Annotated in this window: 14 protein-coding genes and 1 pseudogene; 7 read left to right on the top strand and 8 right to left on the bottom strand. The window is 73.3% G+C overall.

Annotated features, from left to right (window positions below; all coding sequences use genetic code 11):
• Window positions 1–156 precede the first annotated feature (156 nt).
• Both OGH68_RS04175 and OGH68_RS04170 read left to right on the top strand, forming a co-directional pair.
• The gene (locus tag OGH68_RS04175; protein WP_264241945.1) at window positions 157–1,389 is read left to right on the top strand and encodes a sensor histidine kinase; all 1,233 of its coding nucleotides are present in this window, start codon (window positions 157–159) and stop codon (window positions 1,387–1,389) included.
• Complete coding sequence (locus OGH68_RS04170) at window positions 1,386–2,051, top strand: response regulator transcription factor (protein WP_264241944.1); 666 nt, start codon at window positions 1,386–1,388, stop codon at window positions 2,049–2,051. The genes OGH68_RS04175 and OGH68_RS04170 overlap by 4 nt, the downstream gene beginning before the upstream one ends.
• Here OGH68_RS04170 and OGH68_RS04165 read toward each other — a convergent pair.
• The 6 genes from OGH68_RS04165 to OGH68_RS04145 all read right to left on the bottom strand — a co-directional run bounded on the left by OGH68_RS04165 (window position 2,012) and on the right by OGH68_RS04145 (window position 5,902).
• A complete protein-coding gene (locus tag OGH68_RS04165; protein ID WP_264241943.1) occupies window positions 2,012–2,287 on the bottom strand; it encodes a DUF6332 family protein in 276 nt (91 codons plus the stop codon). The two genes, OGH68_RS04170 and OGH68_RS04165, sit on opposite strands and share 40 nt — an antisense overlap.
• On the bottom strand, window positions 2,288–2,668 hold the full coding sequence (locus tag OGH68_RS36360) for a transposase (RefSeq protein ID WP_413471085.1): 381 nt from the start codon (window positions 2,666–2,668) through the stop codon (window positions 2,288–2,290).
• A gap of 29 nt (window positions 2,669–2,697) precedes the next feature.
• On the bottom strand, window positions 2,698–3,282 hold the full coding sequence (locus tag OGH68_RS04160) for a S1 RNA-binding domain-containing protein (RefSeq protein WP_264241942.1): 585 nt from the start codon (window positions 3,280–3,282) through the stop codon (window positions 2,698–2,700).
• A gap of 183 nt (window positions 3,283–3,465) precedes the next feature.
• Window positions 3,466–4,209: a maleylpyruvate isomerase family mycothiol-dependent enzyme gene (locus OGH68_RS04155; protein WP_264241941.1), complete on the bottom strand. Its 744-nt coding sequence runs from the start codon at window positions 4,207–4,209 to the stop codon at window positions 3,466–3,468.
• 59 nt (window positions 4,210–4,268) lie between these two features.
• A complete protein-coding gene (locus OGH68_RS04150) occupies window positions 4,269–4,613 on the bottom strand; it encodes an SCO4225 family membrane protein (RefSeq protein WP_264241940.1) in 345 nt (114 codons plus the stop codon).
• 65 nt (window positions 4,614–4,678) lie between these two features.
• On the bottom strand, window positions 4,679–5,902 hold the full coding sequence (locus OGH68_RS04145) for an MFS transporter (protein WP_264241939.1): 1,224 nt from the start codon (window positions 5,900–5,902) through the stop codon (window positions 4,679–4,681).
• A 96-nt stretch (window positions 5,903–5,998) separates the two neighbouring features.
• Here OGH68_RS04145 and OGH68_RS04140 point away from each other — a divergent pair, with 96 nt between their 5' ends.
• Both OGH68_RS04140 and OGH68_RS04135 read left to right on the top strand, forming a co-directional pair.
• Entirely contained in the window at window positions 5,999–7,213 is a 1,215-nt protein-coding gene (locus OGH68_RS04140; RefSeq protein WP_264241938.1) for an ROK family protein, read from the top strand.
• Window positions 7,214–7,771: 558 nt separating this feature from the next.
• Window positions 7,772–8,617, top strand: coding sequence for a YihY/virulence factor BrkB family protein (locus OGH68_RS04135; RefSeq protein WP_264241937.1), 846 nt, complete (start codon window positions 7,772–7,774; stop codon window positions 8,615–8,617).
• Between the two features lie 20 nt (window positions 8,618–8,637).
• Here the strand turns inward: OGH68_RS04135 and OGH68_RS04130 are convergent, their stop codons facing one another.
• Together OGH68_RS04130 and OGH68_RS04125 are read right to left on the bottom strand one after the other, a co-directional pair.
• Window positions 8,638–9,219 carry a DUF4865 family protein gene (locus OGH68_RS04130; protein ID WP_264241936.1) on the bottom strand — a complete coding sequence of 194 codons (582 nt, stop codon included), beginning with the start codon at window positions 9,217–9,219 and terminating at the stop codon, window positions 8,638–8,640.
• A gap of 123 nt (window positions 9,220–9,342) precedes the next feature.
• Window positions 9,343–9,909, bottom strand: a pseudogene (locus OGH68_RS04125) (TetR/AcrR family transcriptional regulator); the annotation flags it as partial.
• Window positions 9,910–10,085: 176 nt separating this feature from the next.
• Here OGH68_RS04125 and OGH68_RS04120 point away from each other — a divergent pair.
• The 3 genes from OGH68_RS04120 to OGH68_RS04110 are packed head-to-tail and all read left to right on the top strand — an operon-like array spanning window position 10,086 to window position 13,710.
• Entirely contained in the window at window positions 10,086–10,370 is a 285-nt protein-coding gene (locus OGH68_RS04120) for an SHOCT domain-containing protein (RefSeq protein WP_264241934.1), read from the top strand.
• On the top strand, window positions 10,367–11,143 hold the full coding sequence (locus OGH68_RS04115; RefSeq protein WP_264241933.1) for an ABC transporter ATP-binding protein: 777 nt from the start codon (window positions 10,367–10,369) through the stop codon (window positions 11,141–11,143). Before OGH68_RS04120 ends, OGH68_RS04115 begins: the two co-directional genes overlap by 4 nt.
• Complete coding sequence (locus tag OGH68_RS04110) at window positions 11,140–13,710, top strand: ABC transporter permease (protein WP_264241932.1); 2,571 nt, start codon at window positions 11,140–11,142, stop codon at window positions 13,708–13,710. Before OGH68_RS04115 ends, OGH68_RS04110 begins: the two co-directional genes overlap by 4 nt.
• Window positions 13,711–13,729: the final 19 nt, after the last annotated feature.

The following is a 13,729-nucleotide window of genomic DNA, read 5'->3' as shown; positions in this document are numbered from 1 at the left end:
CAGCACCCGCAGCAACCGACGCGGCACCCGCCCGTGCAGGCCACGCATCGGCGCAGCCCGGGCGATCCTGGTCCGACCCGTACTCCCCTGGGAGTACGCGCGACCGCCACGACCGGCTGACGCCCCGGACCGCCGCGCCGGTCTAGCGTGTGCCGCATGGAACAGCAGCGCACCGGCACCTGCGGCGGTCCCCCCTGGTCAGGCGGCGGTCCGGCGTGGCTGCGTCGCCTCGCGGACCGGCAGGAGACCGGACGCATTCCGTGGCTGTCGACCCTGGCTCTGGCCGTCTTCGTCATGGTCGGCTCCGGCTTCGCGGCCGAGAGCCAGCAGGGCACGCGCGAACCGCTCGACGCCTTCGCCCGGGTGCTGCTGCTCGCGGGTCCGGCCCTGCTCCTGCTGCGCCAGAAGTACCCGGTGCCGACCGTCTTCGGGGTCTGCGCCGTCACACTCGTGTACTTTGCCGCGGGCTATCCGTACGGACCCGTGTTCCTCACCGTCGCCGTCGCCGTGTTCGCCGCCATCGTCGCGGGGCACCGGCGTGCCGCGTGGTGGGCCGTCGGGCTGCTCTGGGCGGCGCACCTGCTGGTCGCGCACTGGCTGTACGCGTATCTGCCGCCGGGCGGTGACGAGGCCGCGCCGTGGGGACAGGAGGTGTTCGTCACCGCCTGGGTGATCGCGATCGCCGCGGCGTCCGAGCTGGTACGGGTGCGGCGTGAGGTCTGGGCGCGCGAGCGCGCCGAGCGTGCCGCGGCGGAGAAGCGCCGCGCGGACGAGGAACGGCTGCGCATCGCCCGCGAACTCCACGACGTCCTCGCGCACTCGATCTCCGTCATCAACGTGCAGGCGGGTGTCGGCCTCGCCCTGCTCGACTCCGATCCCGAACAGGCCCGCACGGCCCTGACCACGATCAAGGCGGCGAGCAAGGAGGCGCTGGGCGAGGTGCGGCAGGTCCTGGACACCCTGAGGGCCCCCGGGGAGGCACCCCGCGCCCCGGCCCCCGGCCTGGATCGCCTGCCGGAACTGGTCCAGCAGGCCGCGAGCACCGGACTCACCGTCGACGTCGAAACGGTCGGACAGAAGGCGGCCCTCGCGCCCGGCGCCGACCTGGCGGCGTTCCGGATCGTCCAGGAGGCGCTGACCAACGTCGTACGGCACTCGGGCTCCCGCACCGCACGGGTGCGCATCGTGCACTCGCCGGGCAGCCTCGCCCTCCAGATCGACGACGACGGGCCGGCGACCGGCTCGGACGCCGGCGGCAGCGGACGCGGTCTGATCGGTATGCGGGAGCGGGCCGGCGCGCTGGGTGGCACCATCAAGGCGGGCCCCCGGCCGGACGGTGGTTTCCGGGTGCTGGCCGAACTGCCCGTGCAGACCGAGGAGACGAAGTGATCCGCGTAGTGCTCGCCGACGACCAGATGCTGGTACGGGCAGGCTTCCGGGCCCTGCTCGCCGCACAGCAGGACATCGAGGTCGCGGGCGAGGCGTCCGACGGGGAGGAGGCGGTGCGGCTGGTGGGCGAACTGCGTCCGGACGTCGTGCTAATGGACATCAGGATGCCGCTTCTCGACGGGCTGGCCGCCACCCGGCGCATCACGGGGGACGAGCGCCTGGCGGGTGTGAAGGTGGTCATGCTCACCACCTTCGAGCTGGACGAGTACGTCTTCGAGGCCATCCGCTCCGGCGCCTCGGGGTTCCTGGTGAAGGACACGGAACCCGACGAACTGCTGCGCGCGGTACGGGCGGTCGTCGAGGGCGACGCGCTGCTCTCACCCGGTGTGACACGCCGTCTGATCGCCGAGTTCGCGGCCCGCTCCAAGGGGCCCGCCCAGGCCGAGGACCTCGGAGAACTGACGGAGCGGGAGCGGGAGGTGATGGCCCTCGTCGGCATCGGTCTGTCCAACGAGGAGATCGCGCGGCGGCTGGTCGTCAGCCCGCTGACCGCCAAGACGCACGTGAGCCGCACCATAATCAAACTGGGCGCCCGCGACCGGGCCCAACTCGTGGTGCTGGCTTACGAGTCGGGGCTGGTGCGCCCCGGCTGGCTGGGCTGATCCGCGGCACGCCCGAACCGCCACAGCACGGACACGACCCGCAGGACGAACACGAGCGTGCCCGCCGCGGCGGCCGCGATCAGCAGCCCGCGCTCGACGGCGTGACCCATCGTGAACAGCATCTTCGGCCCGGCGACCGCCCCGAAGACCAGCGCCCCGGCGACTGCCGCGCTGAGCAGCGCATAGCCGATCTCGATCGTCAGCGCGTCCCGGTCGGCCTGTGTGCGTCGCTCCATTCACGAAGTGTCACAAGTCCCGCGGTCGGCGGGCAAGCACGCCGCCGGCCGCGGCTCCTGATGACGACCGGCGGCAGAGGCCGAGGAGACGGACGGCGAGGACATGTCCGGTCGATCAACTTCAGTCGCGGCCTGAACCTGCTGCAGCAGGTGTTCCGAGGTTCCGTCGGCCGACCAGAGCCGGGGGCGTTCATGGACCGCTTTCCACGGCCCGAACCGTTGAGGCAGGTCACGCCACTGCGCTCCGGTCCGCACCCGGTGCAGATTCCGTCGATCGCCTGCCGGTGGTGGTCCCGCCACCTGCCGCAACCGCCTGTTGCTGACCGGCAGGAGCGGCCGCAGCCGTTCCCACTCCGCGTCACTCAGATCACCCCGACCCATGCTCACATCAACGACTCGGAAATGGGCGGTCACATGGGTGGCACGACGCGTTCGTTCCGGGCGCTCTCTGGCCCGGAGAGGAACACCCGTCGGGTTGGCCGCTCGATTTCCGTGACGATGACGGCGATCTCCTCCCCGCTCTCGACGTCTTCTGTCGTACTTGCCGCAGGTCGGCCGTCGACCTCTCGGAAGGGGACCAGTCCGACAACTCCGTCCCCGAGGTCGACGAAGATGCCGATGGGAAGCACCTTCTGGACCGTTCCCCGCAGTTCCTGGCCCACCACGCAACGGTCGGCGAAGGACTGGAGGGGGTCGGGTTGCAGTGCCTTCAAGGACAGTCTGGCCTCCGCGTTGAAGGTGTCGAACTGGAGGAACTCGCACGAGACACGCTGCCCGACCTGGACGACATCGGTGGGAGCATCGATGTGCCGCCAGGACAGTTCGGGGATGACGATGAACCCGACACCGGGCAGGGTGGGATGGCCAGGCCCGTCGTCCAGGGCCACGAAGACCCCGAACCGTTCGATCGCCGCCACAGTGCCGGACAGGATGTCGCCGCGGTGCAGGGACTCCAGGAACGCCCAGAGTTCCGGGCTCTCAGACTGCCAATCCATGCCCGCCACCCTGGCACACGTCGCCGTCGGCCAGCCGAGCCCTCAAGCTGAAGCCACCATCCGCAGTCCCGCCGTGCCTCAGCCGTCGGCACCTTGATCGCCCGGATCAATATCCAGGCTGGACACGTCACTTCGGCCGCGGGCGCGACCGGACCTTGCGGTGGCACGGCCCTGGTGTACCCGTCACGACCAGGTGATGCCCGACTGCTCTCGCCACAGCCGTGCGAGCCCGGCGTCTCCGGTGACGGACACGGCCGCCGCCGGCAGCCGGTTCCAGAGCGTCAGATACAGCCGCTCCGCCGTCCCGCTCAACTCGCAGTCGGCGGGGCCCTCGTCGGTGCGTACGGTGCGCGGCGGCTGCGCGGACAGCCGTACGGTCCACACGTCGCCGGTGTCCGTCGCCCTGACCCGCAGCGCCCGTGGGGTTCCGGTGCGCACCCGGCTCTCCTGCCGGGCGTGGAACGCCGACAGCAGTTCGTCGATTCCGTCCACCGCGAGCTCCGTCGCGACGTGCCCCGGTCCGCCGGCCGCCGCCGACTCGGCGTCCGCCCGGTGCACCGCCGTCTCGTGGGCCTGTCGCCGCGCCCAGAAGTGCAGTGGCGACGGGGCGGGCAGGAACGACCAGCAGGAGACGTCCGGCGGGGCCTCGCTCAGCGCGCCCACCAGCAGTCCGTGTCCCTCGCGGAACCACTCCAGCAGCTCGTCCCCGTCCAGGTCGGGCTCACCGGCGCCGGCCCGGTGCCCGGTGTGCCCCTCCACGACGAACGCCGTAGCCCAGCGGTGCACCATGCCGGTGTGGCGCAGCAGGTCCCGCACCTGCCACGGCGGGCAGGTCGGCACGGCCGCGTCGGAGCCCGCCTTCTCGGCGGCCGAGGCCAGCGTCCGGCCTTCGTGGAGGAGGGACTTGATGAGCGCGGGGCTCTCCATGGCGCCGATTGTGCCCCTCGACGGTCCTGCCATCGAGAGGGCGTCCCTCGATGGAGTACTCAGGCCCCGTGCGGTCGCGCGGTGTGTCCGTGACCGGTCAGCAGCCGGGTGAACAGTCCGAGCGCCAGGGCCTGGAGCAGCACCGACACGACGAGCGCCGGGTACAGGAAGGCGGCGGACTCCGCGAACGAGTCCCCGACGAGCGTGCCGAAGACCATGAAGCCGAAGATCGTCGGCGCGGCGAGCAGGAGCAGCCATATACCCGCGAACGACGCGTCCTCGTGGTGGACGAACGCGGTGTCGATCGCGACGTAGAGGGCTGTCACGGCGACCAGCGCCAGATACACCTGGGCCGGCCGATTGCCGAACGTCAGTCGTGCGAGCGCCGTCAGTCGTGCGTGCATGGCCTCTCCCCTTGGTCGTGGTGATTCCATGCTGCGACGCCCGGCGCGGCGGCGCCTGAGTACGGCTACTCAATCGCCCTGGGGGCGGCGGCGCCCCGTGCCGCGTACGCGATCAGCGCTGCGCCGGCCGCGAGTGCCGCCACCGTCGTCAGGGCCACGGGCAGCGAGAACCAGTCGGCGAGGAATCCGATCGCCGGCGGGCCGAGCAACATGCCGCCGTAACCGAGGGTGGACGCGGCGGCGACGCCACCGGGGCCGGCGAGTTCGCCCGCCCGTCCGACCGCCACGGGGAAGATGTTCGCCAGGCCGAGTCCCGCGACGGCGAAACCGGCCAGGGCCGCCCATACCGAGGGCGCGAGCGCGCCGAGCAGCATGCCGGCCGCGGCGGTCGCCCCGCCGAGGACGAGCGTGCGGGTCTGCCCGAGCCGCTCCAGCAGGACCGTGCCGCTGAGCCGGCCGGCCGTCATCGTGAGCGCGAACAGCGAGTAGCCGGCGGCGGCCAGTCCCGGGTGGGCGTGCAGGTCCTGCTCCAGGTGCAGCGCGCTCCAGTCGGCCATCGCGCCCTCGCCGTACGCGGTGCACAGCGCGATCACGCCGAAGAGCACCACGAGCCTGCGGGTGCGGCCCTGGAGGCGGCGCGGCGCCGAGGGAACGGCGCCCGTCCGTGTCACCGGAGCGTGGTGGCGCAGCAGTACGGGTCCGGTCACCGCGGTGACCAGGAGGCCGATGCCGGTGAGGGCGAGCAGATGAGCGGTGGGGGAGAGGCCGCCCGCGACCAGGCCGCCGAGGCCCGCGCCGAGCATCCCGCCGAGGCTGAACGCCGCGTGGAACGAGGGCATGACGGGTCGTCGCAGGGCGCCCACCAGGTCGACGGCGGCGCTGTTCATCGCCACGTTGATGCCGCCGTAGGCGGCGCCGAAGACGAGCAGGACCAGACCGAGCGCCGCAGCGGAGTGGGTGAGCGGCGGCAGCGCCATGCTCAGCGCGAGCAGTACGGCACTGGCGACGGTGACCGGGTGGCTGCCGAACCGGCGGCAGAGCCGTCCGGTGAGCGTCATGGTGACCACGGCTCCGGCCGACACCCCGAGCAGGGCGAGCCCGAGGTCGCTCGCCGAGGAACCGGTCTGCTGCTTGATGGCCGGGATGCGGACGACCCAGCCGGCGAAGAGGAAGCCGTCGAGGGCGAAGAAGACGGTGAGGGCGATGCGGAGGCGGGACAGGGAGGTGGCGGCGGGGTCTCCGCCGGGCGTCCCCGGTATGGCCGTGGCGAGTTTGTTTAGTAGCGGCACAAAGTCAGGATAGAGGCTCCGGCCCATTCCGTTCAAGGCGGCCGGAATCCCCGCGCGGCAGCGCTCGCGCCTCCGGGATCATGGGAGACTCGCTCCATGAACGGCAAGGCGACGACCACCCGGACGAGACTGGAGAGAGGCCGCAGTGCGCTCGGCCCCGCCCTGGAACTGGTTCACACCGGACGTGCGCCCACGCGTGCCGTGCTCACCGCCGAACTCGGTGTCACCCGCGCCACCGCGGGAGCGGTCGCCGCGGAACTGGAAGCCCTCGGACTGATCCGCGTCGACTCCCGTCCCGGCGCGGCCGCCGGTTCGCAGGGCCGCCCCTCCCACCGGCTGTCCGTCGACGACACCGGCCCCGTCGTCCTCGCCGCCCAGGTCCACGCCGACGGATTCCGCGCCGCGCTCGTCGGCCTCGGCGGGCGGATCGTGGCCACCGCGCCGGGCTGTGTCACCGTCCAGGCCGACCCCGCCCAGGTGCTCGGCGAGGTCGTCGACGCCGGCGCCGAACTGCTGCGCCGCAGCGGCCGCCGCTGCGCGGGCGCCGGCCTCGCCGTCCCCTCCGCGGTCGCGGAGCCCGAGGGCACCGCACTCAACCCGTTGCACCTGGCCTGGCCGGCCGGGGCTCCGGTGCGGGACATCTTCGCCGAGCGGGTGAGCGCGGCCGGCATCACCGGGCCCGCCTTCGCCGGAAACGACGTCAACCTCGCCGCGCTCGCCGAGCACCGCCACGGCGCCGGCCGGGGCGCCCAGCATCTGCTGTGCGTCGCCACCGGACACCGGGGCGTCGGCGGCGCACTCGTCCTCGACGGCCGCCTGCACAGCGGAAGTTCCGGGCTGGCGCTCGAGGTCGGCCACCTCACGGTGAACCCCGAGGGGCGGCCCTGCCACTGCGGCAGCCGCGGCTGCCTCGACGTCGAGACCGACCCGCTCGCCTTCCTGACGGCCGCGGGCCGCGCGCCCGGGCCCGAGGTGTCGCTGCTCCAGCGGGCGAGGGACCTGCTCCGTGAGGAGTACGACGACCCCGCCGTGCGGGGCGCGACGGAGGAACTCGTCGACCGCCTCGGGCTCGGGCTCGCCGGGCTGGTCAACATCCTCAACCCGGACCGCATCATTCTGGGCGGACTCCACCGCGAGCTGCTCGAGGCCGACCCGGACCGGCTGCGGGCCGTGGTCGCCGACCGCAGCCTGTGGGGGCGCAGCGGCGGGGTCCCCATCCTGGCGTGCACCCTGGACCACAACAGCCTCGTCGGCGCGGCCGAGCTTGCCTGGCAGCCGGTCCTCGACGACCCCCTGGCCGCGCTCGCCTGACCTCCGTCGCCGTCCGCGGGCGTCGCCGTACGGGTGGGACCGCGCGGTCGTGCCCGCCCGGTGTCCGTCGCCCTGCCTGCGGGCGGGGCACGCGTGCGTTGGCCTCCCGGGCGGGCCACACGTGCCTTGTCTCCCGGCGGGCCCGCACGTGCCCGAGCTCTGCTCCCGTCCGAGCGTGCCGCGGGCGCGCGCGGTGCCTGCCCGGCCTCGTCGCCCTGCGGGCAGGTGCCGCGCTTGCGGCTTCCGTCGCCGTCGCCGGCCCCGCGGGCGGGTGCCATGCTCGTCGGCCCCCGCCGCCGTCGTCGGGATGGTGCCATGCTCGGCCACGCCTCCGTCGCCGTCGTCGGGCTCCGCGGGCGGGTGCCTCCCTCGCCGGCCTTCGTCGCCGTCGTCGGGATGGTGCCATGCTCGGCCGGGCCTCCGTCGCCGTCGTCGGCTCCGCGCGGCGGGGGCTGCGTGTCTGGGTTCCGTCGCCTCCGCGCCCCGCTCACCGGCCGGGCCACCCGTCCGGAGGCATCGCGGGCGGGGCGCAGGGCGCTTCCGGGTAGGCCACGACATGTGAGCAACGAGCCCGCCCGCACGCACCGCCCCCTGCGCCTGTGGCGCCGGCTGGCCCAGTCGCCGCTCGGGGTGGGCTGGAACCGCGGCCGGGACCTGGAGCTGATGCACCGGGCCATGGGCTTCGCCGCGCTCGGGTTCGTGACGCTCGTACCGCTGCTGATCGTCGTCGCGGCCACCGATCCGGCGAGCGGGCAGGGGTTCGCGCGCTGGCTGAGCCAGGCGCTGGGGGTCGCCGAGTCTTCGCAGGACGAGGTCGAGCGGCTGTTCGGCGTGCCGGGCCAGGCCCTGCAGCGCACCACCGCCTTCGGTATCGCCGCGCTCGTCGTCTTCGGACTCACCTTCGGCTCTGCGGTGCAGACCACCTACGAGAAGGTCTGGGACCTGCCGGCTGCCCGCTGGCACACCATGTGGCGTCACGCGGTGTGGCTGGCGATGCTCATCGTCTACCTCCTGGCCTTCGTGAGCACGCCGCTGCCCGGCGACTCGGTGCCGAACTCCCTCCTGGCAGTGGTGGGCGACCTGGCGGGCACGTTGCTGTTCTTCTGGGTGTCGCAGCGGGTGCTGCTCTGTGGACGGGTCCGCTGGCGGGCCCTGCTGCCGGGTGCGGTGGCGACCGCGGTCGCCATGGCCGGCCTGCGGGTCTTCTCCCAGCTGGTCTTCTCTCCGCTGATCGCCTCGAACGCGGTCACCTACGGCCCGTTCGGCGTGGTGCTGGTCATCCAGTCATGGCTCGTCGGGGTAGGAGTGGTCGTCTACGGCGGTGCGATCGCGGGACGCGTCGCCCACGAGGTGTGGACCGGGCGACGGCTGTCGCGGCGGGAGGAGCGGCATCCGGAGGGATGACGCCCGCGCGTGACGGCCGCTCACCAGTGCCTGCCCCGGCGCAGTGCGGCGCGCTCCGGCTGCGAGAGGTGAAGCACCTGGTAGCGGTCACCGGCCGCTGCGGGCGAGTCGTGCTCCCACAGCGTCGTGTACAGCAGCTCCCAGTGGCGCGGGTCGACGGCGAGTGCGGCGCAGAGCACACCGTCGAGCGCCGCGAGCCGCCGGGTCTCCGCCAGCGCCTCCTCGACGACCGGACCCGGCAGCACGCCGGCCGGGATGCGCTGCCTGCGCCGGACGGCGGTGCGCGCGGGCGCGGACGCCGACGGGCCCTCGTGGTACGCCAGCCCTGTCCAGTGCTGAACCTCCGGCCGTCCGAAGTCGTCAACGATCCCCTGGAAACCGGGCCCCCACAGGAAGCTGTTCATGCCCTCGGGCGCCGACCACAGGTACAGCGGCGCGTACTGGTTCACCGGCGAGTGCGGGCCGCGCTCACGCACCAGATAGGCCTTGAGACCGAGGCCGGGGAAGGCGTCGAGCAGATGCCCGCGGCTCGCCACGCGCTCACGGATGACGCCCATGTCGTAGTCGGCGGGGAGTGTGATCTCGTACTGCATCGCATGCATGGATCATCGGCTCCTGTTGTCGGCCGCCGGCTCGGCGGACCGGTGCGCGGACGGCTCGGCGGACGCGTCGGCATATGGCTCGGCGGACGGCTCACCGGACGGCTCGACGGACGGCCCGGCGTTCGGATCGAGCAGTGCGAGCAGGCCCCGGACCCCCGCGTCGAACACCGCGCTCGAACCGGACGCGCGGGCCAGGACATAGCCGCCCTGGAGCGTGGCGACGATCGTCGCGGCGACGTCGGCGGGCACGAGCGTCGCGCTCAGCTCGCCCCGCTCCCGGCCCTGCTCGACGATCCCGGCGAGCTTGCCGCGCAGCCAGTCGAGCGTCTCGTCCACCGGGGCGCGCAGCCGGTCGTCGGCGACGACCTCCGGGTCCATGGTCAGCCGGCCGACGGGGCAGCCGCGCAGTACGTCCCGCTCGCGCCGCAGATAGCCCGCGATCCGCTCGTACGCCGTGCCTGGCCCGTCGAGCGACGTGCCGGCCGCCGCCCGCAGTTCCCCGGCGGTGCGGCGGATGGCGGCCAGTGCGAGGTCGGGCTTGCCGGTGAAGTGGTGGTACATGCTGCCCTGGCCCGCGCCCGCGCGCTGCTGGATCGCCTTGGGGCTGGTGCCCACGTAACCGCGCTCCCACAGCAGCTCGCGGGTGGCCTCGACCAGTCGCTCCGGAGTGTTCATGATCCCACTGTACATACTGGTAGGTACAAGCTCCAGGGCGGCGTCCGGAAGCAGCCGTGAACGCCCCGCGTACTCCCGTGGAGGTACCCGAACCGCCGCTGGCCGTACGACGACTCGGGCCCCCTGCCGGCGGGAGTCTCGGAAGCACCGAGGCAGTACCCGTACCGGCACCACCGAGGAGCTGAACCGAGATGAACACACTCGCCCACGACGGGCCCGGCCCGTGGGTCCTGTTCTTCCCGCTGATCTGGGCGGCCGTCGTCGTCGGCGTCGTCACCGTCCTGCGCCGCACCGGCATCTGGCGCGGCCGTCCCGACCGCCGGCAGGGCGGACGCCCGGCGATCGCCGAGAGCTCGCCGATCGCCGTCCTCGGGCGCCGCTTCGCCGCCGGCGAGATCGACGAGGAGGAGTACTGGCGGCGACTGTCCGTCCTGGACGAGCAGTTCGGCCGCGTCGCCAAGGACGGTGCGGCATGACCTCCGTCGTGAACGGGACGCGCACCGCCGCCCGGGTCGTCGACGCCGTGAAGGTCTACGGCAGCGGCGACACCGAGGTCAGGGCCCTGGACGGGGTGAGCGTCGGCTTCCCGGCCGGCCGCTTCACCGCCATCATGGGGCCCTCCGGCTCCGGCAAGTCCACCCTCATGCACTGTGCCGCCGGGCTCGACACCCTCACGTCGGGCTCGGCCCTCATCGGCGACACCGACCTCAGCGCTCTCGACGACCGCCGGCTCACGCTGCTGCGCCGCGAGCATGTCGGTTTCGTCTTCCAGGCGTTCAACCTGATCCCCACGCTCACCGTGGCGGAGAACATCACCCTCCCCATGGATCTCGCCGGCGCCCGTTTCGACGCCGAATGGCTGGACGCTCTCATCGACACGGTCGGGCTGCGCGACCGGCTCCACCACCGGCCCGCCGAACTCTCCGGCGGCCAGCAGCAGCGCGTGGCCGTCGCCCGCGCCTTCGCGGGCCGGCCCGAAGTGGTCTTCGCCGACGAGCCGACCGGCAATCTGGACTCGCGCTCGGGCGAGGAGGTGCTCCGGCTCCTCGGCGGCACGGTCCGCCGCGCCGATCGCACCGTCGTCATGGTCACCCACGACCCCGTCGCCGCCGCCCACGCCGACGAGGTCGTCTTCCTTGCCGACGGCCGCCTCGTCGACCGGATGACGCAGCCCACCGCCGAGCGTGTCCTCGACCGCCTCAAGGCCTTCGACACCGGGAAGCCGGCCCCGCAGGAGGTGGCGACATGACCGGCAACAGCGCCTCGCTGCGCCTCAGCGTCAACGCCCTGCGCGCCCACAAGCGGCGTTTCGCCGGCACCTTCACCGCCGTGCTGCTCGGTGTCGCCTTCCTGACCGGCACGCTCGTCATGGGCGACACCCTGCGCGCGAGCTTCGACAGCCTGTTCGCAGGGGCCACCGGCGGTACGGACGCCGTCGTGCGCAGCTCCACCGTCGTCACGGTCTCCGGTGACGCCCAGGGGACGCGACAGCCGGTACGCACCGACCTCGTCGCCCGCATCGAGAAGATCCCGGGCGTCGCGGCGGCAGAGCCGAACATCCAGGGCGCCGGTCAGCTCATCGGCACGGACGGCGAGCCGATCGGCGGCCAGGGCCCGCCCACCCTCGCGGGTAACTGGATCCAGGACCCCGAGCTCAACCCGTACAGCCTCGCCGAGGGCCGCGCACCGGCCGCGAGCGGCGAAGTCGTCGTCAACCGGGGCGCCGCCGAAACCGGCGGACTGGGGATCGGCGACACCACGGTGCTGCGCACCCCCGACCCGGTACGGGTCACCGTCGTCGGACTCGCCGCGTTCGGAGGCGAGGACGGCATGGGCCAGACCACGTTCACCGGCATGACCCGCGCCGACGCCGAGAAGTACCTCACGCCCAGGCCCGGCGAGGCGGCGTCCATCCAGGTGCGCGCGGCCCCGGGCACCGGCCAGCAGGAACTCGTCGACGCCCTCGGGCCGGTGCTGCCGGCCGATGTCGAGGCCATCACGGGGGCGCAGTCGACCGAGGAGAACCAGGAGATGATCTCCGGTCAGTTCCTGAGCCTGTTCACGACCCTGCTGCTGGTCTTCTCCGGCATCGTGCTGTTCGTCGCGACCTTCTCGATCCACAACACCTTCGCCATCGTCATCGCCCAGCGCACCCGGGAGAACGCGCTGCTGCGCGCCCTGGGCGCGTCCCGCGGCCAGATCGTCGCCGCCACTCTCGTCGAGGCCACGGTCGTCGCCCTCGCGGCCTCCGCCGTGGGGCTGCTCGCCGGCATCGGCATCGCCGCCGGGCTGCAGAGCCTGTTCCCGGCCATCGGATTCCCCTTCCCCGAGGGCGCCTTGGTGATCAGCGGTCTCTCCCTGCTGCTGCCGCTCGCGGTCGGGGTGCTCGTCTGCCTCGCCTCCGCCCTGCTGCCGGCCGTGCGCGCCGGGCGCACCGCGCCGCTGGCCGCCCTGCGCGAGAGCACCGTCGACGACTCCGCCGCCTCCCGCAAGCGCGCGTACACAGGCGGCGCCCTGATGGCCGCCGGGATCGGTGCCGTCCTCACCGGCGTGCTCGCCACCCCCTCGATCATGCTCGCCGCGACCGGCGCCGCCCTCGTCCTCGCCGCTTTCGTGGCGCTCGGCCCCGTCGCGGCAGGCCGCGCGGTACGGATCCTCGGCCGCCCGCTGGACCGGCTGCCCGGCGTCACCGGGGGCCTGGCCAGGCGCAACGCCTTGCGCAGCCCCCGGCGCACCGCGGCTACGGCGGCCGCGCTGATGATCGGCGTCGCCGTCGTCTCCCTGTTCACGGTCTTCGGCGCCTCCCTCAAGGCGACCATGGACCAGACGGTCTCCCGGTCCTTCGCGGGCGATGTCGCCGTGAGCGCGCCGGCGTTCGGCGCGGGCGGCAGCGGACTGAGCCCGCAGCTGGCGCCGGGGATCGAGGAACTCCCGGAGGTGCGCACCGCGGTCGGGCTCGGCCGTGGCGTCGCCGAGGTCGACGGCGCCGGACGACAGCTGACCGTCACCGACCCGGCCGCCCTCGCGGACGGCTTCGAACTCGGTGCCGTACAGGGAACGCTCACGTCGCTGGGCACGACCGGGATCGCCGTCGCCGGGACCCAGGCCGACGAGCACGGCTGGAAGCCGGGCTCCACCGTCGAACTGGCCTTCACCGACGGCACCCGGCAGACCTTCACCGTCCGCGCCGTCTACGAGGAGTCCGAGCTGGCCGGCGACTACGTCATCACCCGTGAGGCATGGGCCCCGCACCGCGGCCAGGACTCCGACACCCTCGTCTCTGTCACCTTCGAGGACGCCGTGAGCACCGCCGACGGCAAGGCGGCGGTCGAGAGGGCCGCGGCGGACTTCGGCAACCCGGAGGTCCAGACCCGCGACGACTACGCGCGGAGCGCGGCCGGAGCCGTCGACATGATGCTCACCCTCGTCTACGCGCTGCTCGCCCTCGCCGTGGTGATCGCGCTGCTCGGCATCGCCAACGCCCTCACCCTCGCCGTCCACGAACGCACCAGGGAGCTGGGACTGTTGCGGGCCGTCGGCCAGACCAGGGCGCAACTGCGTGCCATGGTGCGCTGGGAGTCCGTACTCGTCGCCGCGTACGGCACGGCCGGCGGTCTGGTGCTCGGCGCGCTGCTGGGATGGGTGCTGGTCGAGGCGTCGGAGGGCGCGGGAGACACGGCCTTCGCGTTCGCCGTCCCGCCGGTGCAGCTCCTGGTGGTCGCCGCGGTCGGACTGGTGGCCGGGGCGGTCGCGGGCCGGCGGCCCGCCCGCCGCGCCGCTCGCCTCGACGTCCTGCGGGCCATCGCCGCGGAGTAGCGCCCCGGGACCGCTCCCG

It is taken from the genome of Streptomyces peucetius, from assembly GCF_025854275.1.
GTDB lineage: Bacteria > Actinomycetota > Actinomycetes > Streptomycetales > Streptomycetaceae > Streptomyces > Streptomyces peucetius_A.
The sequence above is the reverse complement of the archived record's forward strand: the minus strand, read 5'-3'. Positions and strand labels throughout refer to the sequence as shown.

Excerpts from the sequence above, each read along its gene's own strand:
- OGH68_RS36360 (WP_413471085.1), bottom strand. The coding sequence starts at position 2,668 with ATGGGTCGGGGTGATCTGAGTGACGCGGAGTGGGAACGGCTGCGGCCG.
- OGH68_RS04120 (WP_264241934.1), top strand. The coding sequence starts at position 10,086 with ATGAACACACTCGCCCACGACGGGCCCGGCCCGTGGGTCCTGTTCTTC.
- OGH68_RS04110 (WP_264241932.1), top strand. The coding sequence starts at position 11,140 with ATGACCGGCAACAGCGCCTCGCTGCGCCTCAGCGTCAACGCCCTGCGC.
- OGH68_RS04160 (WP_264241942.1), bottom strand. The coding sequence starts at position 3,282 with ATGGATTGGCAGTCTGAGAGCCCGGAACTCTGGGCGTTCCTGGAGTCC.
- OGH68_RS04165 (WP_264241943.1), bottom strand. The coding sequence starts at position 2,287 with ATGGAGCGACGCACACAGGCCGACCGGGACGCGCTGACGATCGAGATC.
- OGH68_RS04150 (WP_264241940.1), bottom strand. The coding sequence starts at position 4,613 with ATGCACGCACGACTGACGGCGCTCGCACGACTGACGTTCGGCAATCGG.
- OGH68_RS04140 (WP_264241938.1), top strand. The coding sequence starts at position 5,999 with ATGAACGGCAAGGCGACGACCACCCGGACGAGACTGGAGAGAGGCCGC.
- OGH68_RS04115 (WP_264241933.1), top strand. The coding sequence starts at position 10,367 with ATGACCTCCGTCGTGAACGGGACGCGCACCGCCGCCCGGGTCGTCGAC.
- OGH68_RS04175 (WP_264241945.1), top strand. The coding sequence starts at position 157 with ATGGAACAGCAGCGCACCGGCACCTGCGGCGGTCCCCCCTGGTCAGGC.
- OGH68_RS04155 (WP_264241941.1), bottom strand. The coding sequence starts at position 4,209 with ATGGAGAGCCCCGCGCTCATCAAGTCCCTCCTCCACGAAGGCCGGACG.
- OGH68_RS04130 (WP_264241936.1), bottom strand. The coding sequence starts at position 9,219 with ATGCATGCGATGCAGTACGAGATCACACTCCCCGCCGACTACGACATG.